Origin of the sequence: Mobilicoccus pelagius NBRC 104925 (assembly GCF_000247995.1) — a bacterium.
Taxonomy (GTDB): Bacteria; Actinomycetota; Actinomycetes; order Actinomycetales; family Dermatophilaceae; genus Mobilicoccus; species Mobilicoccus pelagius.
Window position 1 is genome coordinate 56,587 of sequence record NZ_BAFE01000053.1, and the last position, 25,541, is coordinate 82,127.

Here is a 25,541-nt window from a genome sequence, read left to right on the forward strand (position 1 = left end):
GCTCTGGGCGGACGGCCCGGACGAGGCCTCGCGCGGATCGTCGGGGCGTCGGTCGGGGACGTGGTCGTCGGTGCGGCCGTGGGTGTGGGCCGTGGGCGGGGCGTCGGGGTCAGGCCGGGGGCGCGTCGACCTCCCGGGCGTAGCGGGAGGCGAGCGTCGCGCACACCATGAGCTGGAGCTGGTGGAAGATCATGAGCGGCAGGATGATGAGCCCCACCTGCTGCCCGCCGAAGAGCACGGCCGCCATGGGCAGGCCGGTGGCGAGCGACTTCTTCGTGCCGCAGAACTGGATGGCGATGCGGTCGCCGCGGTCGAACCGGAGGGCGCGGGCGCTCGCGTCGGTGGCCCAGAGCACGACGACGAGGAGCACGGCGCTGACGAGCGTGACGAGGAGGATCTGGCCGACGGAGACCATCCCCCAGATGCCCTCGCGCATGCCGGAGGAGAACGCCGAGTAGACGACGAGGACGATGACGCCGCGGTCGACGAACTTGAGCCAGGCGTTGTTCTCCTTGAGCCACGTCGCGGTGAGCGGTCGGGAGAGCTGGCCGAGGACGAACGGGACGAGGATCTGACCGACGATGTCGAGGATCGAGGACGCCTCGATGTGGACGCCGCCCGCGCCGCCGGTCATGAGGAGCATGACGAGCAGCGGCGTGATGAGGACGCCGACGAGGTTGGAGAACGAGGCGCTGACGATGGCGCCCGCGACGTTGCCGCGGGCGATCGACGTGAACGTGATCGAGCTCTGCACGGTCGACGGCACGAGGCACACGTAGAGGACGCCGAGGGCGAGCGGGGCGCTGAGGACGTGCGGGAGGACGAACCCGAGGAGCACGCCGAGGACCGGGAACGCGACGTAGGTGAAGCCGAGGATGACGGCGTGGAGCCGCCAGTTGCGGATTCCGGCGAGCGCCTCGCGGGGTTCGAGCCGACCCCCGTACATGAAGAAGAGGACGAAGATCGCCGCGGTGACGACGTGGTCGAGCACCGGCACCGCCGCTCCCGTCGCGGGCACGATCGCGGCCACCGCCACCGCGGCGAGGATGGCGAGGAGGAACCCGTCGAGACGCACCGGACCGATCTTCATGGCTCCACCCAACCACGGGTGGCCGCGGGCGTCCGGGGTCCCCGTCCCGTCGCGTCGGTCACGCGGTCGTCGGTCCGTCGCCCGTGGCCGCGCGGTCCGGCCGGGGCGGTCGGCCCGGGACGGTGAGGTGCGTCCCGTCGGGCGGCGCGATCGCGTCGTGGGCGGCGAGCGCCTCGGCGAGCTGGGCGGGCGGCGGGTTGTGGTGGGAGAGGTGGATCGCGACCACCCTCCCGTCGTCCGTGAGGGCGCCGATGTCGCGGAGGTCGGCGACGGTCGTGCCGAAGGAGGTGAGGTCGTGGTGTCCGGGGCCGGCCGGGCGGTGGCCGAACGTCTCCTCGAGGAGGACGAGGTCGAACCGCGACCCGCGGATCGCGGCGAACGCCTCGGGCGTGAGCGGACCGGTGTCCGTCGCGTAGAGGAGGCGGGCCTCGGCGGGGGTCGTCACGTCGTAGAGCACCGCGGGCCCGAACGCCTCGTGGGTGGCGGGGAGCACCCGTACCCGGTACCCGGCGACCTCGAGGTCGTCACCGGCCGTGACCTCGCGGAGCGTGATCGGCGAGCCCGCCGGGTCGAGCCACGGGGTGCAGGCGGCGACGACCGCCGGGGGGCCGTGGACGACGAGGGGCTCGTCGGTCGCCCACGTGCGGTGCAGGAGGGCGGCCGGGGCGCAGTGGTCCTCGTGGACGTGGGTGACGAGGACGGCGGCGAGGTCGGCGAGGTGCGTCCCGGCGCGGGTCGCGGACGCCTCGACGTGGGGGCCGAGGTCGAGGAGGATGCGCCCGTCGACGAGGACCGACGTCGGCGATCGGACCACCCCGGCGGCGCGGGCCGCCTCGCAGGAGTCGCACCGGCAGAACGCGTTGGGCCAGCCGTCGGCGCTGCCCGTGCCGAGGAGGACGACCTCGGTGGGGCCGCTCATCGGGCGGGTCGGACGAACGGGAACGTGAGGACGCCGCGGATCGAGGTGCCGAGGAGGAGCATCGCGAGGCGGTCGACGCCGATGCCGAGGCCACCGGTGGGTGGCATGCCGATCTCGAGGGTGCGGAGGAAGTCCTCGTCGACCTCCATCGCCTCGACGTCGCCGAGGGCCGCCTTGAGGGACTGCTCGGTGAGGCGTCGCCGTTGTTCGATCGGGTCGGTGAGCTCGGAGTAGGCGGTGCCGAGCTCCATGCGGTCGACGACGAGGTCCCAGCGTTCGACGAGGCCGGGCTTGGAGCGGTGCGCGCCGGTGAGCGGGGAGGTCTCGACGGGGAAGTCGACGTAGAACGTCGGGTGGACGGTGGCCGCCTCGACGAGGTCGGCGTAGAGCTCCTCGACGACGGCACCCGGGCCCATGCCGTCGTGGACGGCGACCTCGTGGCGGCGGGCGATGTCGAGGAGGGTCTCGAAGTCCATGTCGAGGGTGACCTCGCGGCCGACGGCCCGCGACACGGCCTCCAGGACGGGGAGGACGGGCCAGGGTCCGGAGACGTCGACGAGTTCACGGGCCTCGGGGTCGGCGCCGCGGCCGGTGCGGAGCGGGAGGAGCGGGGCGCCGTGGACGGCGGTCGCGGCCTCCGTGACGAGGCGTTCGGTGAGGTGACGCATCGTCGTGTAGTCGCCGAAGGGCTCGTACGCCTCGAGGGACGTGAACTCGGGGTTGTGGGTGGCGTCGGCGCCCTCGTTGCGGAAGTTGCGGCCCATCTCGAACAGCGGCCCCATGCCGGCGACGACGAGGCGCTTGAGGTAGAGCTCGGGCGCGATCCGCATGGCGAGGTCGACGCCGAAGGCGTTGGAGTACGTGCGGAACGGTCGGGCGGAGGCGCCGCCGTGGACGGTGTGGAGGATCGGCGTCTCCACCTCGAGGTAGCCGGCGTCGGTGAGGGTGCGGCGCAGGGAGGCGACGACGGCGCTGCGGACGCGCAGCCTCTGGGCCACCTCGGGGTGGACGATGAGGTCGGTCGCCCGTCGGCGGAGTCGCGCCTCGGGGTCGGTGAACGCCTCGAACGGCACGGGGTGGAGCGCCTTGGCGACGAGGCGCCAGCCGGTGACGAGGACCGACGGCGTGCCGGTGCGCGAGTGGCCGAGGGTGCCCTCGACGACGAGGAGGTCGCCGCCGTCGGCGGAGTGCGTGAACGCGGGGACGGCCTGCTCCCCGGTGAGGGCCTGACGTTCGAGGACGGCCTGGAGCGTGTGGGTGCCGTCGACGAGCTGGGCGAAGACGACCCCGCCGTGGTCGCGGACGGTGCGGATGCGGCCGCAGAGGCGCACCTTGCCGTGCCAGTCCTCGGCGGGGAGCGTGGCGAAGCGGGCGAGGCCCTCGGCGGGCGCGACGCCCACGGGGTAGGGGTCGACGCCGCGGGCCCGCATGGCCTCGACGCGGGCGAGGCGGACGCGCGTCTGGTCCCCACGGCGCGGGGCGAGGGACGCGGCGTCGACGAGGGGCCGCGACTCGAGTTCCCGCACCCGAGCTAGGTGCTCGGCGTCGAGCTGCGGCACCTGCGGCGTGCCGAAGAGGGTGGGGATGAAGCCCTCCGCGAGCCCCATCGCGACGAGGGCCTGCGGGAGGGAGACGCGGGAGTCGACGCAGACGTACCGCGGCACCCACGTCGGCCGGTACTTCTCGTTCGAGCGGTAGAGCCGTTCGAGCTGGAAGAACCGGTCGAGGCCGCCGAGGACGGAGGAGTTCAACCGGGTGAGGGTGCTCGCGCCGAGGCGTTCGGCGTCGACGAACACGCCGCGGAGGAACGCGAAGTTGAGGGAGACGCGGCGGATCCCGAGGTCGGGACCGCACTCCATGAGGGTGGCGACGAGGAGTTCGATCGTGCCGTTGGGCGCCTGGGGGTGGCGACGCATCGTGTCGAGGGAGACGCCGGAGGCGCCCCACGGCACGAAGGACAGGAGACCGAAGCACTTGCCGTCGGCGTCGTGGGCGGTGACCCAGACGGTGCGGCCGTCGGCGGGGTCGCCGCGGCGGTCGAGGGCCATGGAGAACCCGCGTTCCGTGCCGCCCTCGCGCCACGCGTCGGCCATCGCGCAGAGTTCCGCGAGCTCGACGGGCGCGATGTCCTGCTGGCGGCGGATCTGCGTGACGAGCCCCGAGCGGCGGGCGTGCTGCACGGCGCGGCGGACGGGCGTCATCGTCGTCGTGTCGAGGTGGAACGCGTCGGTGTGGAGGATCGCCTCGTCGCCGAGGGCGACGACGTCGAACCCGGCGGCGAGGTAGGCGCGGGCGCCGTCCTCGCTCACGCCGAGGATCGCGGGTACCCAGCCGTACCAGCGGGACTGGGCCTTCCAGCGGTGGATCGCGTCGGTCCACGCGGCGGGGTCGCCGACGGGGTCGCCCGAGGCGAGGGCGACGCCGCCGACGACGTCGTAGGCAACGGCGGCGCGTCGGTCCTCGGAGAACACGAGCGACTTGTCGCGGCGCGTGGCGAAGTAGCCGAGAGAGTCCCGCTCGCCGTACTCCCGCAGGAGGGAACGGAGTTCGACCTCGTGGTCCTGCGTCCACGCCTTGCTGTCGCGAGAGGAGCGGGTGAAGAGGACGACGGCGACGACGAGCGTCGCACCGACGATGATCCCGGCGAGTTGGGAGACGAGCTGCGGGACGGGGACGACGGCCTGGGCCCACGTACCGGTGAAGCCGAGGGCGCGGAGGACGACGGACCGCACGACGGCGGGGTCGCCGGCGTCGCGGTCGAACCAGGTGAGGAGGCCCCACGTGGTGAGGACGGCGAGGCCGACGCCGATGACGAGGGTGCCGACCAGCGTCGTCCACGACCCCTGGCGAAGTCGGCCGGGGAACGCGGCACGGGATCGCCAGCAGAACCAGAGGACGACGACGGCCGGCACGATCGCGCCGAGGTCGAGGAATCCGAGGACGAGCCACCAGCCGTGCCAGGAGGGGTAGGGGCTGCCCTCGGTGAGGAAGAACGACGCGACCTGGAGTCCGCCGAGGAGGCCGAAGGCCTGGAAGAAGGCGACGCCGACGAGACCGAGGCGTTTGCGGCCGACGAGGGCGCGGGTGACGAGGGCGAGGACGACGAGGGAGACCGCCGAGTTGCTCACCGGCACGTTGACGAACGAGAACACGAGCTCGGGCCATGAGACGTGGCGGCGGCCCCAGTGTTCGAACATCCAGAGGAACGCGGTCGTCACGGTGGCCACGGCGTACGTCCACACGAGGACGCGGGCGAACCGTTCCTGCCGCGGCGTCGAGTCGCGGACGGCGACGTCCTCCGTCGTGCCCGCCGCGTGGGGCGGGCACGGTTCGGTCGTGCGGCGGAGGAGGGACGTGCTCGGCATGCGGGGGTCTCTTTCCGTCGTGCTCGGGTCGGACACCGAGAGCACCTCCGCGCTGCCCGCACCGGCGTCGCACACGCCGCCCCGACCACCGGAGCCCCCCGGCTCACTCCCCCCAGACTGACACGACCCCACGGGAACCCGGCACACGGACCCGGTCGACGGGACGGCGTTTCCGCCGCCCGGGGCGGCGCATCCCCTGCCACCGCCCCGCGTGTCCGCACCGTGAACCCCCCCCCGCGCGCCACCCTCTCGTGCGGCTCTCGCGTCCGTAGACTCCCCGAAATCTCGCCGCCCACGGCCGGATCGTCCTCGCCGCCCGCCGGCGTCCCCCACCGAAAGGCATCAGATGACCACCCGTCCCGAGCTCGTCGACCTCCGTCGCACGCTCCACCGAGACCCGGAGGTGGGACTCCACCTCCCCCGCACCCAGAAGACCCTCCTCGACGCCCTCGAAGGGCTGCCCCTCGAGATCACGACGGGCGGGTCGCTCACCTCGATCACCGCCCTCCTCCGCGGGGGCCGCCGCGGCGAGGGCGACGTCCCGGCCGTCCTCCTCCGGGCCGACATGGACGGCCTGCCCGTGCGGGAGGAGACGGGCGTCGAGTACGCCTCGACGACCGGCACGATGCACGCCTGCGGCCACGACCTCCACATGACGATGCTCGTCGGTGCGGTCCGCGACCTGTGCGAGCGCCGCGAGGACCTCCCCGGCGACGTCGTCTTCATGTTCCAGCCCGGTGAGGAGGGGCACGACGGCGCGGGCCACATGATCCGCGAGGGCGTGCTCGAGGCCTCGGGCCGCAGGGTCGACGCCGCGTACGCCGTCCACGTGTGGTCGGCGCTCGAGCCGGGCGGCACGTTCGCGACGAAGCCGGGCGCGATGATGGCCGCCTCGCACCGGCTGCAGGTCAAGGTCGTCGGGCAGGGCGGCCACGGCAGCACCCCCCACCGCGGCAAGGACCCGGTGCCGGCGCTCGCCGAGATGGTCACCGCGCTCCAGGTGCTCGTCACGCGCCGGTTCGACGTGTTCGACCCCGTCGTCATCACCGTCGGGTCGTTGCACGCGGGCACGACGTGCAACGTCATCCCCGAGTTCGGCGAGTTCGACGCGACCGTGCGGTCGTTCTCGCACGAGGCCGAGGAGCGGCTCTTCGACCTCGTCCCGCAGGTGTTGCGGGGGGTCGCCGACTCCCACGGCGTCGAGGTCGAGATCGACTTCGAGCGTCAGTACCCCGTCACCGTCAACGACGACGCCGAGACCCACTTCGTCGCCGAGGTCGTCGAGGACCTCTTCGGTCCGGAGCGCCACTCCCGGTGGCGCAACCCCCTCGGCGGTGCGGAGGACTTCTCCCGCGTGCTCGAGGAGGTCCCCGGCGCGTTCATCGGGCTGTCGGCGGTCCCCGAGGGTGGCAACCCCGCGACCGCCCCGTTCAACCACTCCGCCTACGCCACGTTCGACGACTCCGTCCTCGACGACGGCGTGCGTCTCTTCGTCGAACTCGCCACCCGCCGTCTCGCCGCGCTCGACGCGGACCGCTGACCGGTTCGCCGATCCCTCCCCTCCCAGAACGGATCCCCGTGTCCTCCACCCCTGCACCGCCGGCGTCGTCTGCGACGTCCTCCCCCACCGACGCCGCCGTGGCCCGCCGCGCGATCGTCGGCACCGGCATCGGCAACGCCCTCGAGTGGTACGACTGGAACGTCTACGCGACGTTCTCGACGTTCATCGCCGCCCAGCTGTTCTCCAAGGCCGACCCCACCTCCGCGCTGCTCTCGACGCTCGCGATCTTCGCCGTCGGGTTCATCGCCCGCCCGTTCGGCGGCTACCTCTTCGGGTGGCTCGCCGACCGGATCGGTCGAAAGCACTCGCTCATGGTCGCCGTCATCTGCGCGTCCGTCGGGTCGCTCCTCATCGCGATCTGCCCGACCTACGACCAGGTCGGCGTCTGGGCGTCGGCGATCCTCCTCCTCGCCCGGCTCGTCCAGGGCCTCGCCCACGGCGGCGAGCTCCCCTCGGCGCAGACGTACATCGCGGAGGCGGCCCCGCCCGCACGTCGCGGACTGTGGGCGAGCTCGATCTACGCGAGCGGCACCGTCGGCCTCCTCTTCGGCATGTTCCTCGGCCTCGGCCTCAACATCGTTCTCTCCGACGAGGCGATGAGCGCGTGGGGTTGGCGCATCCCGTTCCTCCTCGGTGCGATCTTCGGCCTGTTCGCCATGTGGATCCGAACCCGCATGGAGGAGTCCGAGGTCTTCGAGAACGAGAAGGAGACCGAGGGACTGCCGACGCGCAGCATCCTCGCGGGTGTGTGGCACCACCGCCGCCAGGCCCTCCAGGTCATCGGCATGACGGCCGGACTCACCGTCACCTACTACGTGTGGTCGGTCGCGATGACGCCCTACGCCGTCAAGACCCTCGGGTTCTCCACGCAGCAGGCGTTCTGGGCGTCGATCATCGGCAACACCGCGCTCATCGCCAGCCTGCCGTTCTGGGGGATGCTGTCCGACCGCATCGGCCGCAAGCCCCTCCTGCTGTTCGCGATGATCGGCTCCGCCGTCATGTACATCCCGATGCTGAACCTCGTCCAGGATCAGACGTGGCAGCTCGCGCTCGCGATCTCGGTGATGTGCGTGATCCTCTCGGCCGACCTCGCGATCGCGCCCGCCGTGTACGCCGAGATGTTCCCCACGGCGTCCCGCGCTTCGGCGTTCGGCATCCCGTATGCCGTCTGCATCGCCCTCTTCGGCGGCACCGCGCCGTACGTGCAGGCCTGGATGGGCACGGCGTTCGGCCCCCGCGCCTTCCCGATGTACGCCATCGCGCTCGGTGTCGTCTCGGCCCTCACCATGCTCACCCTGCCCGAGACGAAGGGCCGCGACCTCTCGGACTGACGCCTCACCCGACCGGAACGGACCCCACCCCGACGAGGGCGGGGTCCGTTCGTCGTTCACGGGCCCGCCGACGCGGCCCGAGATGCGATCCCCGATGAGGACGTGGCCCGGGAGGGACAGGGGCGTCGCGACGAAACCGCAGGTCAACGGGCTGATCGGATGGGGGGGCGAGGTCGCCGCTCACCGGTGATCGTCATTCGGACCGCCTCTCGCGCCGGCGATGTGGTCCGGAGGCGACGGCGGCACCCGGAGGCACGCTCACCGTCGTCGTGTGCGCCGGCCACGACCTGCCGGCGGCGACGACGGCCACTCGATCACCCGAGGCCGGGGTCCGCCTCGTGGAGGAGGGTGTTGTCGAGGAGGCGAGGGCGGCCGATGCGGACGGCGAGGGAGGCGGCGGCCTTGTCGACGGGGCCGTCGAGTTCGACGAGGGTCTCGGGGTCGGCGAGGCTCACGTAGTCGATCTCCGCCCGCGGATCGCCCTCGACGACCTCCCGGATCGTGCGACGCAGCGTCTCGGCGTCGCGTTCGCCCGCGTCGTAGGCGGCCCGACCGGCCCGCAGCGCCCGCGACAGCACCGTCGCCGCCTGCCGGTCCTCCGCGTCGAGGTAGGCGTTGCGGCTGCTCCGCGCGAGCCCGTCGGCCTCCCGCCCCGTCGGGCACACGACGACCTCGTCGACGAGCGCGAGATCCGCTGCGAGCCGCCGCAGCACCACCGACTGCTGAAGATCCTTCTGACCGACGAACAACACGTCCGGACGCACGACCCCTAGCAGCACCGACACCACCGTCGCCACCCCGGCGAAATGCCCGGGCCGAGACGCCCCCTCGAGGACGTCCGTGACGCCGTCGACCTCGACCGTCGTCGCGAACCCCGACGGGTACACGTCCCCCGGCTGCGGCAGCCACACGAGATCGACACCCGCCTCCTCCAGGAGCGCGAGGTCACGCTCGGGGTCGCGCGGGTAGCTCGCGAGGTCCTCCCCCGGCCCGAACTGCGTCGGGTTGACGAAGATCGACACCGCGACGTGCCCGCACTCCTCCTTCGCCCGGCGCACGAGGCTCAGATGCCCGTCGTGGAGATACCCCATCGTCGGCACGAACCCGAGCCGCCCGAGCCGCGCCCGCTCCTCACGGACCTCCGCCCGCGTCGTCACGACCTTCATGCCTGCGCCCCCGCCCCGTCCGTCCCGCCGAGCCCGTCGTGTCCGACGACCGTGTCGAGCCCGGCGAGTTCCGCGGCGAGGGCGTCCTCGTCCATGCGGGCGCTGTTCTCCGGCCCGGGGAACGCGCCCGCCTCGACCTCGGCCGCGAGCGCCTGCAACGCCTCGACGGCCTGGTCGCCGAGCGTCGCGAACCGCCGCGTGTGCCTGGGGACGTGGGCGTCGAAGAGACCGAGGACGTCGTGCCACACCTGCACCTCACCGGAGGTGTGCGGGCCGGCGCCGATGCCGATCGTCGGGATGTCGAGCCGCGCCGTGACCTCGCGGGCGAGCGGTGCGGGGACGAGTTCGAGCACGATCGACCACGCCCCGGCGTCCTGCAACGCGAGGGCGTCCTCCACGAGTCGCCGCGCCGCACCGGTGTCGCGACCCTGTACGCGCAGGCCGATCGTGTGCTGCGACTGCGGCGTGAACCCGAGGTGCCCCATGACGGGCACGCCCGCGTCGACGAGGGTGTGCACGGTGCCCGCGACGGTGCGTCCGCCCTCGATCTTGACCGACCCGCAGCCGCCCTCGGCCATGACCCGGCGGGCCGCGTCGATCGCATCCGCCGTCGTCGCGTACGTGAGGAACGGCAGGTCGCCGACGACGAGCGGCGTCTCGCACCCGCGGACGGCGGCACGCGCGTGGTGGACGATGTCGTCGACCGTCACCGGTAGCGTCGAGTCGTGACCCAGCATCACCATGCCGAGGGAGTCCCCGACGAGGATGAGCGGGATGCCGGCCCGCTCGGCGAGGCGGGCACTCGTGTAGTCGTACGCCGTGACCATCGTGAACCGGCGGCCCTCGGCGTGGAGGCGGGCGATGTCCCGCGTCGTCGTGCGCATGGGCGCAAGACTAGGCAGCCGCCCCACCCGGGAGCGCCCCGGCCGGTCGTCCTCGCGGCGTGGCCGCATCACGCCGTCACCGGCGCCGCTGGCACCGCCCGCACCAGTAGAGTTGCCGTCCGGCGACCTTCTCGGTGCGGATCGTCGAACCGCACTGCAGGCACGGCTCGGCCGTGCGCTTGTAGACGAAGAACCGCCGTTCGTAGTGGGTGCCGTGCGCGGCGCCGGTGAGGGTCGCCGTGTAGGTGTCGACCTCCTCGGGCGCGCGGGCGATCCACTCCTGGGCGTCCTCGACCTGGTCGGTCATCGTGATGATCTGCCCGAACGCGACGCCGAGCGGCAGAAGAGCGGTGATGTCCTCCCACAGCACGTCCCACGTCGCGCGACGGATCTCCCGGCCGGGCCGGAACGGGTCGACGCGATGACGGAACAGCACCTCGCACCGATAGACGTTGCCGACGCCCGCGAGGACCGACTGGTCCATGAGGAGCTCGGCGATCGACCGCCCGCTGCGCGAGATCTTCGCCCACGCCCGGTCGGGGTCGGCGTCCTCCCGCAGCGGATCGGGCCCGAGCTTGGCGAGCACCGCGTCGTGTTTCTCCTCCGTGACGAGCTCGCAGAGGTTCGGTCCCCGCAGGTCGGCGACGTGCGCGTCGTCGCGGATCCGCAACCGCACCGTGCCGGTGACCGGCACGTCCCCGTCACCGTGGTCGTGGGGCACGACCGAGAACGACCCGATGAGCCCGAGGTGAACGTGGACGATGCGGTCGCCCTCGTGGTGGAGGAACAGGTGTTTGCCCGCCGCCTCGGCCGCCTCGAACACGCCGCCGTCGAGGAGCGCCGCGGAATCGGCGAACCGCCCCTGCGGGCTGCTCACCCGCACGGGCCGGCCCCGGAACGCCCGGTCGAGCCGCCGCGCCTGCGCGTGGATCGTGTGACCCTCGGGCACCTCAACCGGCCTTGCGGTCGCCGCCGGAGCCCTCACCCTCCGACGCGGTGTCCTTCTCGGTGGACTTCGTCGCGGCCTTCTTCTTCGCCGGAGCCTTCCTCGCCGCCGTCTTCTTCGCGGCCGACTTCGTGGGCGCGGCCTTCTTCTCGGCCTTCCCCTCGGACGACGAATCCTCGTCCGACTCCTCGTCCTTCGAGGACGTCGTCGAGGAGCCCTTCGAGGTGTCCTTCTCGTCGGCGTCCTTCGCGCCACGTCCGGCCTTGGCCCGTTCGACGGACTTCTGCAGGGCGGCGAGGAGGTCGACGACCTGACCGGCATCCTCCTCGGGCTCGGGAGCGGCGACGACCTTCGCGCCGTCGATCTTGCGGGCGACGAGTTTCTCGACGGCTTTCGCGTAGTCGTCCTCGTACGCGTTCGGTTCGAAGTCGTCGGCGAGGGACTCCACGAGGAGGTTCGCCATCGCGACCTCCTTGTCGGTGGGGTCGGGCACGTCGTCGAGGACGCCGAAGTCGGCGGCGCGGATCTCGTCGGGCCACAGCATCGTCTGGCACACGATGACGTCGTCCCGCACCCGCAGGACCGCCATCGTGAGGCGCGTGCGGATCGAGACGGTGACGACGGCGACCCGGTCGGTGTCGCGCAGCGCCTCCCGGAGCAGCGCGTACGGCTTGGCCGCGGCACCCTCCGGCTCGAGGTAGTAGCTCTTGTCGAGGAGCATCGGGTCGATCTGCTCGGCGGGGACGAATTTCTCGACGCTGATCTCCTTGCTGCTGCGGCTCGGCAGCGAGGCGAGGTCGTCGTCGGAGAGGACGACCATGCGACCGTCGGCCGTCTCGTACCCCTTGGTGATCTCGTCGTAGGGCACCTCTTCGCCGTCGGCCTCGGCCACGCGCTTGTACCGGATGCGGGAGCCGTCGCTCGCGCGCACCTGCCGGAACTGGATGTCGTGGTTCTCCGTGGCCGAGTAGAGCCGCACCGGCACGGTGACGAGGCCGAAGGACACGGCCCCCTTCCAGATCGCCCGCATGGGACCTCCCTGATCGAGATGCGATCTCCAGCATGCGGCACCGTGCCCCGGCGTGCGAACGGAGCCCGCCCCGCTGCTCCCAGGGCGGACGCGCCGCGGAGGAGGTGAACGCCCCGACGGGGTGGCGGTCTGCGACGTCGTCGGTCGCCCCCTCACCGGCACGCTCGCCCGATCCCGGCGGTGAACTCGGCGGCGTCGACGCCGATGTCCCGGGCCGGAGGGGGTCCGACGGGGATCATGGAGGCATGCGCCCGATGCTCGCGACGTTCACCGACTCCGTGCCGGAAGGGTCGGCGTGGGTCCACGAGGTGAAGTGGGACGGATGGCGGGTCGTCACCGAGATCCGCGGCGGCGCTCTGCATCTCACGAGCAGGTCGGGACGCGACATCACGGCGAGCTTCCCCGAGCTGGGCGGCCTCGTCCTGCCCGACCTCGTCCTCGACGGCGAGATCGTCGCCCTCGACGAGAGTGGCGTCCCCTCCCTCCACGCCCTCGCCGACCGCATCTCCGGGCCCGTTCGCGCGGGGCGGGCTCGGCCGCGGCCGGTCACCGTCATGCTCTTCGACGTCATGGCCCTGGGGGGTCGCGACCTCACCGGCGAGCCGTGGGCGCAGCGCCGTGCCCTCCTCGAGGCGCTCGCCCCGAGCCTCGAGCACGACCGGTGGGCCGTCCCGGAGGTCTACGACGACGGCGCACTCCTCCTCGACGTCACCGCGCAGAACGGACTCGAGGGGGTCGTGAGCAAGCGTCGCGACTCCCGGTACCTCCCCGGCGAGCGGAGCCCCTACTGGCTCAAGCGTCCCCACCGCACGACACGCAGCGTCGTCGTCGGAGGGTGGCGGGAGGAGACCGGCGCCCACCGACGCCTCGGGGCCGTCCTCGTCGGCGTGCCCCGCGACGACGGCCGTCTCGACCTCCTCGGGCGGGTCGGCAGCGGCCTCGCCGGGGAGGCAGGCCGCGACCTCCTCGCGCACCTCGCCCCCCTCGCGGCGGAGGAGTGCCCCTTCGCCGACGTCCCCCGCGAGGACGCGGCCGGGGCCCGCTGGCTCCGCCCGGAGACCGTCGTCGACGTCGAGAGCCTCGGCCTCGCCGCACAGGGGCGGCTCCGTCAACCGACCTACCGGGGCCTGCGCCCCGATCTCACCTCGGCCGACGTCACCGCGGACGTCGCGGATGCCGCCGCCGAGCCCGCCACGAGCGAGGAGCCCACCGATGGCCGATGACCGTTCCCGCGTCCGCGTCGAGGTCGACGGCCGGGTGCTCGTCCTCACGAGCCTCGAGAAGGTGATGTTCCCCGGCACGGGCATGACGAAGGCGGAGGTCATCGCCTATTACCGCGAGGTCGCGCCCGCGATCCTCGCCCAGCTCCACGACCGCCCGGCCACCCGCCTGCGGTTCCCCCACGGCGTCTCCGGCGAGTCGTTCTTCGAGAAGAACCTCCCCTCCGGGGCGCCGTCGTGGATGCGGCGGGTCACGCTCGTCTCCCCGCACTCCCGCCGCGCGGACGAGCTCGTCACCTATCCCCTCGTCGACGACGTCCCCGGACTCGTGTGGCTCGGGCAGGTCGGCGCCCTCGAACTCCACGTCCCCCAGTGGCGCGTCGCGCAGGACGGCACGACGGAGGAGGCGGAGACCGCCGAACGACGTCGCCTCGACGCCGACCGCCTCGTCGTCGACCTCGACCCCGGCGCCCCCGCGGGCCTCCACGAGTGCGCGAAGGTCGCCCTCCTCGTCCGCGACGTGCTCGTCGACGCCGGACTCGACGACGTCGTCCCGGTCACGTCCGGCAGCAAGGGGCTGCAGCTCTACGCGTTCCTGCCGGCACTCACCCCGTCGGAGCAGACCCGCGAGATGGCGAAGACGATCGCAGACCACCTCCAGTCGGAGCACCCCGACCTCGTGCTCTCGTCGATGGCGCGTCAGGCGCGTGGCGGAAAGATCTTCCTCGACTGGAGCCAGAACGTCGCCGCGAAGACGACGATCTGCCCCTATTCGTTGCGGGGAAAGCGTGATTCGCCGTTCGCGGCCGCGCCACGCACGTGGGAGGAGATCGAGAAGGGCGCGGAGGATCCCATTGCGCTCGAGCAACTCACTCCGCGTGAGGTGATCTCGCGTCTCGATTCCCTCGGTGACCTTCTCGGGGGGCGATGACGCCGCGCGTCACCGAAGCCGTTGCCGGGGGCACCGCGAACATGTGATCGCCCCGGGCAGGGCGAAGAGGAAGCAGCACGATTCCCGCAGACCCAACCTGCTCGGTTCTCCGAGAACGGACGTCCGCGCGGTGTCGAGACTCGCCGCCCACGTGTCACGCACGAGGCCGTAACGCTGCCGACTTCCCATCTTCACGCCGGGGGAGTAGGAGTCGGCGAAGCGCATCGCATGGGATTCGTACGCCTTGCGGGCCTCGACGAGACGCATCTGGGGATGCGGCACCCGATGGATCCCGGAGCCACCGAGGGATTCGGCGACGGGATACCTCTCGACGTCGTCGAGATCGAAACGCAATGCCTCGGGCGAGACGTCGGGAACCCAGTCGCGCAGCACGGCCGCGAATGCCGCCGGGACGGCGACCACCTGCAAGTACCACTGCATGACGAATGCGGCACCCACGGTCGGGGGTGCCGCACTCCGATAACGCCGTTCCTGCGCGCGTCCGACGTCCTCGCGCCAGGAGGCCGTGGGGTCCTCCCCCGCCTCCTGGGCGGTGAGGATCTGTGCGCACGAATGGGGCAGCGCCGTGCCCAGCCCTTCGGCGAGGACGTCGACGTACCCGATGTGGGTGGTGATGTCTGCGGCGAGATCATCGAGGTCGGGGTGTGCACCCATCAGCTGCCCCCTTACGTCGTCGCCCGCACGCGGGCATCACCGCCCGCGCCGTCTCACGCCTTGCCGTGCGCCTTGTCGTAGGCGGCCTGGAGCTCACCGGAGACGCGGCCCCGATCGCTCACCTTGAAGCCGTTCTCGCGGCCCCATTCACGGACGTCGTTGAGGTCGGTGCGACGACCGCCACCGGCGGCCGCACGGCGACCGGCGGTCTTGCGCCCACCGGCACGGCGGGCATTCCCGACCCACTCGCTGAACGAATCGCGCAGGCGCGCGGCATTCGCCTCGGAGAGGTCGATCTCGTAGCTCACGCCGTCGAGGGCGAACGTGACGGTTTCCGTGGCCTGTCCGCCGTCGATGTCGTCGACGAGGATGACCTGCACGCGCTGGGCCATGTGAATACTCCCGGATGCTGGGTTTCGCTGAACCTGAACGAGGCTTCTTCCCGCTCGGGCGAGCCAACCCTACGATATCGACGGACCCCGTGAACACTCGGCCGGGACATTTCCTTCATTTCCGTCCGCGGCCCATTCGGATGTCCGACGCCCACATACCCCGACGCGCATCGACGGCGGTCCCGCCGCGCATCTCCTCAAAGACCCCGATCAGTCGCGGGGGATGGCCCCGCCGTTGTCGACGCCCGACTGCGGGGCGCGCGTGGAAATGCCGGCCGTGGGCGCGGAATCCGCGCCGGACCGGATATGCGTCCCGGTCGTCGTGGCCGCCCGACCCGCACGCTCCGCGTCGTGCTCGGCCTGCCACTGCGCATAGGCGGCGCGTTCCTGGCGGTCGCCCTCGAGGAGCAGACGCATGATCTTGTAGAAGAGGTATCCGATCCCGATGGAGGGGAGCAGGCCGGCGAGAATCTCACCCATCACGTTCATGTTGGAATCCTCCTTCTGGGGCGGAACGGCACCACGGTACCCCGACCGCCGGAACGCCGTTCCACGCGCTCCGCGGACGGGCGGCCGCGATCACCGGGAGAGGGGCGGGACGGCCTCGCGGGCAGCCCGCACGTCACCACTCGGGGTGCCACGCCTCCGCGACGCGGACTCCCGCGGGCTGTCCCTCGGCGTCGAGACGAGCCACGAGATCGACGACGGGAACGACCTCGTCCCCCCTTCGCAGACCGGCCTGCGGGTCGACCTGGGCCCAGGGCACGAGGACGAATCCCCGCTCGTGAGCGCGGGGGTGGGGGAGGACGAGGGTCTCGGTGTCGACGACGACGTCGTCGTCGCGGCGCGGGTCGCCATGCTGGACGAGGTCGAGATCGAGGGTGCGCGGCCCCCACCGCACCTGTCGGACACGGCCGTGGTCGGCCTCGATGCGATGGAGTCGCCGGAGCAGGGTCGCCGGCGCGAGCCGGGTGTGCCCGACGAGGACGGCGTTGAGGTAGGCGGGCTGCTCGGGCCCGCCGACGGGGTCGGTCTCGAAGAGGTCGGAGACGCCGTCGACGCGGACGCCGTCGAGACCGGCGACGGCGCGGACGGCAGAGGCGAGCGTCCGCCGGGGGTCGCCCTCGTTGGCACCGAGGGCGACGACGAAGCGGTGCGCATGCTCCCGGCGGATGCGGACGGCGACGTCGGCGAACGGGTGCGGGATCGGCGCGTCCGGCTTGTGGACGGTGACCTCGACGGCCTCGACGCCGGGGTGGGCGAGGGCGGCGGCGGCCATGCGGTCGGCGAGGGTCTCGACGAGGTCGACGTGCGGGCCCTCGACGATCGCCACGACGTCGTCGGCGACGTCGGCGTAGCTCACGGTGTCGGCGAGGTCGTCGCTACCGCCTGCGGGTTGCAGGTCGACCTCGAGGACGACGTCCACGACGAATCGTTGCGGCTTCTCGTGCTCCTCGGGGAGCACGCCGTGGGTGCCGTCGGTCTGGACGCCGGTGAGGACGATGCGGTCGCTCACGCGGACGCCCCGGCCCCGCGGGCCGTATCGGGGGCCGCTCCGTCGGCGGAGGTGGCCGCGGCGGCGACCTCCTCGTACACCTGGAGCGCGGCGAGCGTCGAGGGCACGTCGTGGACGCGCACGGCCCAGGCGCCGGCCTGGGCGGAGAGGAGGCTCGTCGCGGCAGTCGCGGCGTCCCGACGTGCCGGGGGCACCGGCTCCTCGACGCCGCCGAGGCGGCCGAGGAAGGTCTTGCGGGAGGCGCCGACGAGCACCCGATAGGGCAGGTCGGTGATCTCACGGAGGTGGGCCATGAGCTGCCAGTTGTGCGCGGGCGTCTTGGCAAACCCGAGTCCGGGGTCGAGGACGAGACGCTCGGGCGCGACCCCGGCGGCGAGGATCGCGTCCACCCGCTCGAGGAGCTCACGGCGGACGTCGGCGACGACGTCGTCGTAGACCGCGTGCTGCTGCATCACCTCGCCGTGACCGCGCCAGTGCATGGCGACGTAGGTGGCGCCGGTGCGGGCGACGAGGGGGATCATCTCGGGGTCGGCGAGACCGCCGCTCACGTCGTTGACGATCTCGGCGCCGGCGTCGAGCGTCGCGGCGGCGACACCGGCGCGCATGGTGTCGACGGAGATCCGCAGCCCGGCGCGGGCGAGGGCGGAGACGACGGGCAGGACGCGGTCGAGTTCCTCCCGCTCGCTCGGTCGCCGGGAGCCGGGGCGGGTGGACTCGCCACCGACGTCGAGGATCTCGGCACCCTGCCGGGCGAGGTCGAGTCCGTGCGCGACGGCCGTCTCGGTGTCGGCCCAGTGGCCACCGTCGCTGAAGGAGTCGGGCGTGACGTTGACGATGCCCATGACGAGGGGCCGCTCCGCCGGGGTCGCGCCGGTGGCGACGCCCGCACCGTCGGGGGCGGTCATCGTCCGCCGCCGAGGATGAGGCTCATCGCCTCGGCGCGGGTGGCCGGGGCGCGGAGCTGACCGCGCACGGCCGACGTCGTCGTGCGGGCGCCGGGCTTGCGGACGCCGCGCATCGACATGCAGAGGTGCTCGCAGTCGAGGACGACGATGACGCCCCGCGGTTCGAGGTGTTCGACGAGGGCGTCGGCGATCTGGGTGGTGAGCCGCTCCTGCACCTGGGGGCGTCGGGCGTAGACGTCGACGAGACGCGCGATCTTCGACAGACCGGTGACCTGCCCGTTGCGGCCCGGGATGTAGCCGACGTGGGCGACGCCGTGGAACGGCACGAGGTGGTGCTCGCACGTGCTGTAGAGCTCGATGTCTCGCACGAGGACCATCTCCTCGTGCTCGATGTCGAACGTCGTGCCGAGGATGTCGGCGGGGTCCGCCCGGAGACCGGCGAACAGTTCGACGTAGGAGCGCGCGACGCGGGCGGGCGTCTCTCGCAGCCCCTCACGGTCGGGGTCCTCCCCGACGGCGAGGAGGATTTCGCGAACGGCGCGCTCGACGCGTTCGAGGTCGACGGGGGGCTGGACGGGCATGACGGTTCTCTGTCGCTGAGGAGTGGGGGTCAGGAGTAGACGTGCGGGGCGAGGGTGCCGATGCAGCGCAGGTTGCGGTATTTCTCGTCGTAGTCGAGGCCGTAGCCGACGACGAACGCGTCGGGGATGTCGAACCCGACGTACCTGACGCCGACGTCGACCTTGACCGCGTCGGGCTTGCGCAGCAGCGTGCAGATCTCCACGGAGGCGGCGTGCCGGGAGGCGAGGTTGGCCTTGATCCAGCTCAGGGTGAGGCCGGAGTCGATGATGTCCTCGATGATGAGGACGTGTTTGCCGGTGATGTCGGTGTCGAGGTCCTTGAGGATCCGCACGACGCCGGAGCTTTTCGTGCCGGAGCCGTAGGAGGAGATCGCCATCCAATCCATCGGCGCCGTGCCGGGCAGGGCGCGCATGAGGTCGGAGACGACGACGACCGCGCCCTTGAGCACGCCGACGAGGAGGAGGTCCTTGCCCTCGTAGTCGCGCCAGATCTCCGCGGCGAGCTCGTCGAGCCGGGCGTGGATCTGCTCCTCGGTGAAGAGCACCTTCTCGAGGTCACCCGACATGTGCTCGGCGTCCACGGTTCCTCCTGCTGGGCTGGTGGGTCTGGGCTGGACCGGATGTCGCGAGGCTATCGGACGCGCGGCGGCGGCGAGTAGCCGATCCGGATGCGGGGTGGTGAGGCGAGCCGAACGGCTCGGGTCCCGCCGGGCAGGTCGACCGGCCCCTGGCCGTGCCAGTCGACGGCGAGGGCGTCGATGGCGGCGAGGTGCCCGGCGCGGAGGTCGCCCGCGGGAACCCCGGCGGCGACGGCGAGTCCGCGCCACACCCGACGGCGCAGGGCGGCGGGTCGGTCGGCGACGAGGCCCACGGGGCAGGAGGTTCCGCCGACGTGGGCGAGGAGGTCGTCGGCGAGGGCGTCGAGGGCGTCGGCGTCGTCGCGGAGGAGGTCGGCGCTCCGGGCGAGGGCGGCGGACGTGCCGGGGAGGTCGTCCTCGACGCGGGCGAGGAGGGCGCGGGCGCGGACGCGGAGGTACCGGGGGTCGTCGTTGTGGGGGTCGTCCCAGGGGAGGAGCCCGGCGGCCTCGCAGGCGGCACGGGTGGTCGCGCGGTCGAGGTCGAGGAAGGGGCGGCGGAGGTGTCCGCGGCGGGGCGGCATGCCCGCGAGGGAGCGCGTCCCCGATCCGCGGACGAGGCCGAGGAGGACCTGTTCGGCCTGGTCGTCACGGGTGTGGCCGAGGAGGATCACGTCGGCCCCCACCCGCAGCCGGGCGTCCTCGAGCGCGGCGTGGCGGGCCTCGCGGGCGCGGGCCTCGGGGCCGCCCTCCCCCGCCGGGGCGACCTCGACGCGGACGACTTCGGCGTCGAGCCCGAGGTCGCGACACGTCGCGGCGGCGCTGGCGGCCACGGCGGCCGAGTCCTCCTGGAGGCCGTGGTCGACGACGACGGCCCCGGCGCGGACGTCCCCCGCCCGCACGACGGCGGGCCGCCGCGGATCGCACTCGAACGCGAGCGCGGCGGCGAGTGCGAGCGAGTCGGCACCGCCGCTCACGGCGGCGAGGACGTGCCGCGGCGAGGGGATCTCCTCCAGCACGCGACGGACGGCGCGCCGGGTGGCGGCGACGGCGGGGTGGGGGCCGGGCACGGCGGTCGGCCCCCGTCAGCCGTGGACGCGGGCGATCCAGCGCTGCGGGTCGGCGATCTCCGCGGCCGTCGGGAGGGTCTCTGGTGAGGTCCACACGGCGTTGAAGTCGTCGACGCCGACGCGGTCGACGACGCCCCGCACGAAGGCGGCGCCCTCGCGGTACTGCCGCATCTTCGCCTCGAGGCCGAGGAGGCGCCGCAGGAGCACGTCGACGGGGCCGAGTCCGTCGCGGCGCTGCTCGAAGAGGCTGCGGATCTCGGTGACGGTGGGGACGATCCGGGGGCCCACGTCGTCCATGACGACGTCGGCATGCCCCTCGAGGAGCGACATGAGCGCGGTGACCTCGTCGATGTGCTGCCGCTGCTCCGGGGTGGTGACGAGGCCGACGAGCCCCGGCCCGCCCTCCTTGAACGCGTCGGAGGCGCCGCGGACGAGCGTGCCCAGGCGGTCGCGGAGGGTGTCGAGGTCGGGGGCGAGCTCGTCGAGGAGGTGTCGGGAGCGGCCGATCATGTACTCACGCAGCCACGGGTTGGCGGTGAACTGCACGCGGTGGGTCTCCTCGTGGAGACACACCCAGAGGCGGAAGTCGGTGGGGTCGACACCCATCGTCCGTTCCGCGTCGACGACGTTGGGGGCGACGAGGAGGAGTCGGGCGTCCTCGAGGCCGACCGCGGGGGCGATGTCGTACTGGCCGAGGACCTTCGTCGCCATGAAGGAGAGCAGGGTGCCCACCTCGACGCCCGAGATCGTGCCGCCGGCCTTGCGCATCGGGCGCGGCATCGCATGCCCGGGCCGGTCGACGAGGCGGGCGACGACCGGGTCCATGAGCCCGGAGAACGACGTGATGTTGACGTCGGCCCACGTGCCGCGGTCGACGATCATCGCGGGCGGCAGGTCGGCGGGCGTGTGGAGCCGGGCGGTCTCGGCGACGGGGCCGTGGGCACGGGCCGCGGCCTCGCGCAGCTCGGCGACGGCACGGGCCGCGTCGTCGCGGCTCACGGCGGGGCCGGACGGGGTGAGACGACGGGCGGTGGACCGCGCGAGCCCCCAGTCGACGAACGCCCGTGGGGCGTCGGCGCCCCCGGCGCCCGGGCTCGACGCAGGCACGCTCGGCGAGGGGGTGGGCGAAGGGGGCGTCACGGTGATCTCTCCTCGGCTCTCCCACCGCCCCGGGTGGGCGGTGGGCACGTCGTCATCGGCACCCGCAGGACGCGAGGGTGGCGACCATGGAATCCAACGCCGCGCGCGCTTCGGGCGTTCCCCCGGCGCGATCGGCGAGGACTCCGTACACGAGCAGTCTGCCGTCGGCGTCGACGACGGTGCCGGCGAGGGCGTGGACTCCGGTGAGGGTGCCGGTCTTCGCGCGGGCGAGCCCGGCGGCGGGTCGGGCGACGGGGTCGTGGAACCGTTCGCCGAGGGTGCCGGTGAGACCGGCCACGGGGAGGCGGGCGACGACGTCGGCGAACCGGGGGTCCTTGCCGGTGGTGGCACCGGCGAGGAGGTCGCCGAGGGCCGAGGCGGGCGCGCGGGTGTCGCGGGAGAGGCCGCTCGTGTCGACGAGGGCGATGCGACGGATGTCGAGGCCCGACTCACCGAGGCGGCCGCGCACCCAGTCTGCGACGGTGGGGAACTCGGGGGCGACGCCCTGGCCGGCGGCGGTGCTGCGGGCGAGGGATTCGGTGAGGGTGTTGTCGGACTCGTCGAGGGCGAGCGCGAGGACGTCGACGAGGGGCGCGGAGTGCACGGCGCCGAGCTCGGTCGCGTCCTCGGGCGCGCGGGTGCGGTCGGGGCGGCCGGTGACCGTGACGCCTGCGCGGGCGAGTTCCGTCGCGAAGACGCTCGTCGCGTGGAGGGCCGGATCGGCGGGGGCGGGGTGGCCGGGGAGGGCGCGGGCGTCGGTCGTGCCGAGCATCGTCACCGGGCCGACGAGGCCGAGGCTCACGTCGCCGGGTTCCCACGTGGGGGCGAGCGCCGGGCCGGCGGCGAAGGTGTCGTCGAGGTGGACGCGCACGCTGCTGCGTCCCTGCTTCTGCAGGGAGCGTGCGACCTGCCGGGCGAGGTCCGCGAGCCCCGCCCGCCCGGCGACGGCGGCGGGGTCGCCCTTGCCGGGGGCGAGGAGGGTGTCGCCGCCGGCGACGAGGACGACGTCGCCGTCGCCCGCGCCGGTGACGGCCCGCGTCGTGAACGTCGCGGCCGGGTCGGCGGTGTGGGCGATCGCCGCGGCGGAGAGGAGCTTCGTCGTCGAGGCGGGCGTGCGTGGCGTGTCGGGGTCGGCGGCCACGAGGCGTTTCCCGGTGAGGCCGTCGCGGACGTCGAGGCCGACGGAGGGGCCGAGCGCGGGATTCGCGAGGACCGGCGCGAGGCGCGCCCGGAGGGTCTCGCCTTGTGGGAGGGGCGCGTCTGTCGCGAGCGCGGCGAGTGGCGGCGCGGGCGGGGCCTGCGCCGGGTCGGTGTCGGGCTGCGCGTCGCCCGCGGGTGTCGGTGCGCCGGGGGCCGGGGCGCCGGCGCGGGTGTCGGTCGTGAGGACGCCGGGGACGATGTCGGCGACGTCGAGCGCGACGTACCCGCCGAGAGCGGTGACCGCAGCGAGCGCCCCCGCGAGGGCGCGACGACGCCCGCCGACGACACCCACCGTCGGCGCGTCATCGCTGCCCTGACCGGTGCGGCGTCCGACGCGCGCACGACGATTCGACCCCATGGCCACTCCCCTTCGGACTCCCCCTGCATGTCGGCACCTCGCCCTCGACGTCGAGGGGATTCCCGCCGGTTGGTCCTCAACCGGCGCGCCGGGGGAGGACGCATGACATGCTGTGCTGCGAGAATACGTCGCCACCTCAGAAGGAGTCCGAGCATGACCGGCAACGAGGCCTCAGCGCCGAAGATCTTCGACGTCACCGTCGAGATCCCCAAGGGTCAGCGGAACAAGTACGAGGTCGACCACGAGACCGGTCGTATCCGTCTCGACCGCATGCTGTTCACGTCGACGCAGTACCCGAGCGACTACGGCTACATCGAGGACACGCTCGGTGAGGACGGGGACCCGCTCGACGCGCTCGTGCTCCTCGACTCCCCCACGTTCCCCGGCGTGCTCATCGAGTGCCGCGCCATCGGCATGTTCCACATGCGTGACGAGGCCGGCGGTGACGACAAGATCCTCTGCGTCCCCGCCAAGGACCCGCGCGTCTCGCACGTGCAGGCCCTCGAGGACGTGAGCGAGTTCGACCGTCTGGAGATCCAGCACTTCTTCGAGACGTACAAGGACCTCGAGCCCGGCAAGTCCGTCGTCGGTGCCCACTGGGCCGGCAAGGAGGAGGCCGAGCGGATCATCGACGAGGCCGTCGCCCGCGCCGAGGAGAACGGTGTGACGACGAGCCGCTGGCCTGCGCCGCACGCCCACTGATCGTCCCGCCCCGCGGCTCCGCGCCGCGCACGGCCCCGACGGCCCCGGCTCCTGCCGGGGCCGTCGGCGTGTCCGGGGCGTTGTCGACGTCTGCGTCCGTGGCCACGACTGTGCGGCGGCGGCGCGACGGGGACGGCGTCCCGGCCGTAGGGCGAGGAGGGTGTCCGTCGACGTCGCCGAGCAGCCGAGGAAGCGTCGGGTCGGGAGGGGTCAGGCGGTGGGCGCGGGTTCGCGGGTCGTCGCGACGATCCAGTCGAGGTAGGCGGGGAGGCCGCCGACGATGGGCAGGGCGAGGACGCAGGGCACGTCGTAGGAGTGCAGTTCGCACACGCGACGGGAGAGTTCGGGCACGAGGTCGGCGCGGGTGTGCACCTGGAGTCGACTCTCGGGGTCGTCGTTGATCTCGTCCTCCCACCGGTACACCGCACGCGTCTCGGGGACGATGTGCACGCAGGCGGCGAGGCGTTCCTCGACGAGCAATTGGGCGAGGTCCTCGGCCCACTCCGGGGTGGGGCCGGTGATGACGACCTCGACGCATTCGGTCACGCTGCCTCCTCGGCGAGTTCGTGGGCGCAGCGGGTGCGGGCGCCCGTGGGGGAGGCGGGCTCCCCCACGGGTTCAGCCTGACAGACGAGCGGGTGTCACGGCGGAGGCACGGACGTCCTGATCGGGGGCGTCACTGGAACGCTGAGGTGAGCCTGCAGGCGTTGTCGACGTACCGGAGGAAGGCGGAGGGGTCGTCCCACTCGTCGAGGGTGAGCACGCGGCAGCGGCTCCGGTAGACGTCGGCGAGGTCGTCGATGGGCCGGACGAATCCGTCGCCGTGGCCGAAGGGGCTGATCCCGTAGTCGAGGCCGAAGGACCGCATGTCCATGTCGCTGCTGCCGAGCACGCCGGTGACGCCGTCGACGACGGGGAACTGGTCGGCCTTGTTCGCTGACGAAGAGTTCGACCTCGACGCCGCGGTAGGCGGCGGCGGCGACGGCGGCGGTGACGGCGGCCAGGAGGGACTCGTCGGGGGCGAAGGAGGGGCTGCACATCGTCACGCGGCGTTCGGCGAGGTGGACGAGGCTCGTGAAGAGGCGGAGGTTGGGTCCGGTGGTGAACCCCCGGCCCGAGGGGACGATCTGGAGGGCGCTCACGGGCGGTTGGCCCTCCATGTCCACCGGTGCGGGGGCGGCGAGGGCACGGTCGGTGTGCGGGACGTCGAAGTCGAGGACGACATACGTCGTGCTCAGGATCGTGGACCAGCCCACCCCCCCTTGTTCTACCGCGTCGGCGCGGGGGGCTCACCGGCGGAGCGCGGCGAGGGACTCCGTCATGCGCTCCGCGTCGAGCGCGCCGACCTGGATCGAGTCGATCCTGCCGTCGGGGGCGACGAAATAGTGGGCGGGGATCCCCATGACGCGGTAACGGGAGGACAGCGAGGTCTCGGGGTCGGGGACGTGGGTGTACGTGAGGCCGGTGTCGCTCACGTAGTCACGGACGGCCATCGCGTCCTCCCCGAGGTAGACGGCGAGGACCTCCACACCGGCGGCGCGGGCCTTCTCGTGGACGGCTTGCACGTCGGGGGCCTCGGCGCGACAGGACGCGCACCACGATGCGCCGAACAGAAGCCACACGGGTCGGCCCCGGTAGTCGCTGAGACGCACCGTGCGGCCGTCGATCGTCCGAGCGGTGAAGTCCTGCGCGGGGGCGCCGACCGCGGGCGCGGGGCCGGTCGCCTCGGCCGTGGTCGCGACGTCGGAGACGCCGGACCCGCCCTTGGCGTCCTGGACGAACCAGGCGCCGACGAGGACGAGGAGAGTCGTCACGACGAGGACCGCGAGGGTGCCGAACCTGCTGCCCCGCAGCCGTGCCCGCCAGTCGCGCGGTGCCGGGTCGGCGCCCCCGCCCGTCGCGGGAGCGCCGGGGCCGGTCGCGTCGGTCGTCCCCGTCGCCCCGGTACCGGCCGTGGCCTGGTCCGTCATGTCGTCTCTCCTCG

At 72.9% G+C, this 25,541-nt stretch carries 25 protein-coding genes; 5 read left to right on the forward strand and 20 right to left on the reverse strand.

Features of this window, described 5'->3' with window-relative positions; all coding sequences use genetic code 11:
- Nucleotides 1-109 precede the first annotated feature (109 nt).
- From MOPEL_RS08450 to lysX, 3 genes are read right to left on the reverse strand one after another with little or no spacing between them, the layout of a single operon-like run.
- Nucleotides 110-1,090, reverse strand: a complete 981-nt coding sequence (locus MOPEL_RS08450) for a bile acid:sodium symporter family protein (protein WP_009482468.1) — start codon at nucleotides 1,088-1,090, stop codon at nucleotides 110-112.
- 58 nt (nucleotides 1,091-1,148) lie between these two features.
- Nucleotides 1,149-2,009, reverse strand: a complete 861-nt coding sequence (locus MOPEL_RS08455; RefSeq protein ID WP_009482469.1) for an MBL fold metallo-hydrolase — start codon at nucleotides 2,007-2,009, stop codon at nucleotides 1,149-1,151.
- Nucleotides 2,006-5,374 carry a bifunctional lysylphosphatidylglycerol synthetase/lysine--tRNA ligase LysX gene (gene lysX / locus MOPEL_RS08460; RefSeq protein ID WP_141631261.1) on the reverse strand — a complete coding sequence of 1,123 codons (3,369 nt, stop codon included), beginning with the start codon at nucleotides 5,372-5,374 and terminating at the stop codon, nucleotides 2,006-2,008. The genes MOPEL_RS08455 and lysX overlap by 4 nt, the downstream gene beginning before the upstream one ends.
- A gap of 346 nt (nucleotides 5,375-5,720) precedes the next feature.
- On the opposite strand from lysX, the gene MOPEL_RS08465 reads away from it, so the two are divergent.
- Both MOPEL_RS08465 and MOPEL_RS08470 read left to right on the forward strand, forming a co-directional pair.
- Complete coding sequence (locus tag MOPEL_RS08465; RefSeq protein ID WP_009482471.1) at nucleotides 5,721-6,914, forward strand: M20 metallopeptidase family protein; 1,194 nt, start codon at nucleotides 5,721-5,723, stop codon at nucleotides 6,912-6,914.
- 98 nt (nucleotides 6,915-7,012) lie between these two features.
- Nucleotides 7,013-8,266: an MFS transporter gene (locus tag MOPEL_RS08470; protein WP_009482472.1), complete on the forward strand. Its 1,254-nt coding sequence runs from the start codon at nucleotides 7,013-7,015 to the stop codon at nucleotides 8,264-8,266.
- A gap of 314 nt (nucleotides 8,267-8,580) precedes the next feature.
- Here MOPEL_RS08470 and panC read toward each other — a convergent pair whose 3' ends face one another.
- From panC to ku, 4 genes are all read right to left on the reverse strand, one after another.
- Complete coding sequence (panC, locus tag MOPEL_RS08475) at nucleotides 8,581-9,432, reverse strand: pantoate--beta-alanine ligase (protein WP_009482473.1); 852 nt, start codon at nucleotides 9,430-9,432, stop codon at nucleotides 8,581-8,583.
- The gene (gene panB / locus MOPEL_RS08480) at nucleotides 9,429-10,316 is read right to left on the reverse strand and encodes a 3-methyl-2-oxobutanoate hydroxymethyltransferase (protein ID WP_040633618.1); all 888 of its coding nucleotides are present in this window, start codon (nucleotides 10,314-10,316) and stop codon (nucleotides 9,429-9,431) included. The genes panC and panB overlap by 4 nt, the downstream gene beginning before the upstream one ends.
- A gap of 76 nt (nucleotides 10,317-10,392) precedes the next feature.
- Nucleotides 10,393-11,265 (reverse strand): Fpg/Nei family DNA glycosylase, encoded by an 873-nt coding sequence (locus tag MOPEL_RS08485; RefSeq protein WP_009482475.1) that lies wholly within the window; start codon nucleotides 11,263-11,265, stop codon nucleotides 10,393-10,395.
- A 1-nt stretch (nucleotide 11,266) separates the two neighbouring features.
- Nucleotides 11,267-12,292: a non-homologous end joining protein Ku gene (ku, locus tag MOPEL_RS08490; RefSeq protein ID WP_009482476.1), complete on the reverse strand. Its 1,026-nt coding sequence runs from the start codon at nucleotides 12,290-12,292 to the stop codon at nucleotides 11,267-11,269.
- A gap of 245 nt (nucleotides 12,293-12,537) precedes the next feature.
- Between ku and ligD (MOPEL_RS08495) the strand changes: the two genes are divergently transcribed.
- Together ligD (MOPEL_RS08495) and ligD (MOPEL_RS08500) are read left to right on the forward strand one after the other, a co-directional pair.
- Nucleotides 12,538-13,515 (forward strand): non-homologous end-joining DNA ligase, encoded by a 978-nt coding sequence (gene ligD, locus MOPEL_RS08495; protein WP_051992261.1) that lies wholly within the window; start codon nucleotides 12,538-12,540, stop codon nucleotides 13,513-13,515.
- The gene (gene ligD / locus MOPEL_RS08500; protein WP_009482478.1) at nucleotides 13,505-14,443 is read left to right on the forward strand and encodes a non-homologous end-joining DNA ligase; all 939 of its coding nucleotides are present in this window, start codon (nucleotides 13,505-13,507) and stop codon (nucleotides 14,441-14,443) included. Before ligD (MOPEL_RS08495) ends, ligD (MOPEL_RS08500) begins: the two co-directional genes overlap by 11 nt.
- Nucleotides 14,444-14,452: 9 nt before the next feature.
- Here ligD (MOPEL_RS08500) and MOPEL_RS08505 read toward each other — a convergent pair whose 3' ends face one another.
- The 10 genes from MOPEL_RS08505 to dacB form a co-directional block, all read right to left on the reverse strand.
- Nucleotides 14,453-15,118 carry a (2Fe-2S)-binding protein gene (locus MOPEL_RS08505; protein WP_009482479.1) on the reverse strand — a complete coding sequence of 222 codons (666 nt, stop codon included), beginning with the start codon at nucleotides 15,116-15,118 and terminating at the stop codon, nucleotides 14,453-14,455.
- Nucleotides 15,119-15,171: 53 nt separating this feature from the next.
- Nucleotides 15,172-15,510: a histone-like nucleoid-structuring protein Lsr2 gene (locus MOPEL_RS08510; protein WP_009482480.1), complete on the reverse strand. Its 339-nt coding sequence runs from the start codon at nucleotides 15,508-15,510 to the stop codon at nucleotides 15,172-15,174.
- A gap of 210 nt (nucleotides 15,511-15,720) precedes the next feature.
- Nucleotides 15,721-15,999, reverse strand: coding sequence for a hypothetical protein (locus tag MOPEL_RS08515; protein WP_009482481.1), 279 nt, complete (start codon nucleotides 15,997-15,999; stop codon nucleotides 15,721-15,723).
- Between the two features lie 133 nt (nucleotides 16,000-16,132).
- The gene (folK, locus tag MOPEL_RS08520; RefSeq protein WP_009482482.1) at nucleotides 16,133-17,026 is read right to left on the reverse strand and encodes a 2-amino-4-hydroxy-6-hydroxymethyldihydropteridine diphosphokinase; all 894 of its coding nucleotides are present in this window, start codon (nucleotides 17,024-17,026) and stop codon (nucleotides 16,133-16,135) included.
- Nucleotides 17,023-17,931 (reverse strand): dihydropteroate synthase, encoded by a 909-nt coding sequence (gene folP / locus MOPEL_RS08525; RefSeq protein WP_051992262.1) that lies wholly within the window; start codon nucleotides 17,929-17,931, stop codon nucleotides 17,023-17,025. Before folP ends, folK begins: the two co-directional genes overlap by 4 nt.
- Complete coding sequence (folE, locus tag MOPEL_RS08530; protein WP_009482484.1) at nucleotides 17,928-18,512, reverse strand: GTP cyclohydrolase I FolE; 585 nt, start codon at nucleotides 18,510-18,512, stop codon at nucleotides 17,928-17,930. Before folE ends, folP begins: the two co-directional genes overlap by 4 nt.
- A 29-nt stretch (nucleotides 18,513-18,541) precedes the next feature.
- Nucleotides 18,542-19,093: a hypoxanthine phosphoribosyltransferase gene (gene hpt / locus MOPEL_RS08535; protein ID WP_009482485.1), complete on the reverse strand. Its 552-nt coding sequence runs from the start codon at nucleotides 19,091-19,093 to the stop codon at nucleotides 18,542-18,544.
- A gap of 50 nt (nucleotides 19,094-19,143) precedes the next feature.
- Nucleotides 19,144-20,157 carry a tRNA lysidine(34) synthetase TilS gene (tilS, locus tag MOPEL_RS08540; protein WP_009482486.1) on the reverse strand — a complete coding sequence of 338 codons (1,014 nt, stop codon included), beginning with the start codon at nucleotides 20,155-20,157 and terminating at the stop codon, nucleotides 19,144-19,146.
- A gap of 15 nt (nucleotides 20,158-20,172) precedes the next feature.
- Nucleotides 20,173-21,297, reverse strand: a complete 1,125-nt coding sequence (locus MOPEL_RS08545) for an Rv3626c family coenzyme F420 biosynthesis-associated protein (protein ID WP_009482487.1) — start codon at nucleotides 21,295-21,297, stop codon at nucleotides 20,173-20,175.
- 52 nt (nucleotides 21,298-21,349) lie between these two features.
- A complete protein-coding gene (dacB, locus tag MOPEL_RS08550) occupies nucleotides 21,350-22,855 on the reverse strand; it encodes a D-alanyl-D-alanine carboxypeptidase/D-alanyl-D-alanine endopeptidase (RefSeq protein ID WP_009482488.1) in 1,506 nt (501 codons plus the stop codon).
- Between the two features lie 153 nt (nucleotides 22,856-23,008).
- Between dacB and MOPEL_RS08555 the strand changes: the two genes are divergently transcribed.
- Complete coding sequence (locus MOPEL_RS08555; RefSeq protein WP_009482489.1) at nucleotides 23,009-23,557, forward strand: inorganic diphosphatase; 549 nt, start codon at nucleotides 23,009-23,011, stop codon at nucleotides 23,555-23,557.
- A 210-nt stretch (nucleotides 23,558-23,767) separates the two neighbouring features.
- Here the strand turns inward: MOPEL_RS08555 and cutA are convergent, their stop codons facing one another.
- The 3 genes from cutA to MOPEL_RS08570 form a co-directional block, all read right to left on the reverse strand.
- Entirely contained in the window at nucleotides 23,768-24,103 is a 336-nt protein-coding gene (gene cutA, locus MOPEL_RS08560) for a divalent-cation tolerance protein CutA (RefSeq protein WP_009482490.1), read from the reverse strand.
- 130 nt (nucleotides 24,104-24,233) lie between these two features.
- Nucleotides 24,234-24,449 (reverse strand): phospholipase D-like domain-containing protein, encoded by a 216-nt coding sequence (locus MOPEL_RS18830; protein WP_009482491.1) that lies wholly within the window; start codon nucleotides 24,447-24,449, stop codon nucleotides 24,234-24,236.
- A gap of 397 nt (nucleotides 24,450-24,846) precedes the next feature.
- Nucleotides 24,847-25,527: a TlpA family protein disulfide reductase gene (locus MOPEL_RS08570; protein WP_009482492.1), complete on the reverse strand. Its 681-nt coding sequence runs from the start codon at nucleotides 25,525-25,527 to the stop codon at nucleotides 24,847-24,849.
- Between the last annotated feature and the right edge of the window lie 14 nt (nucleotides 25,528-25,541).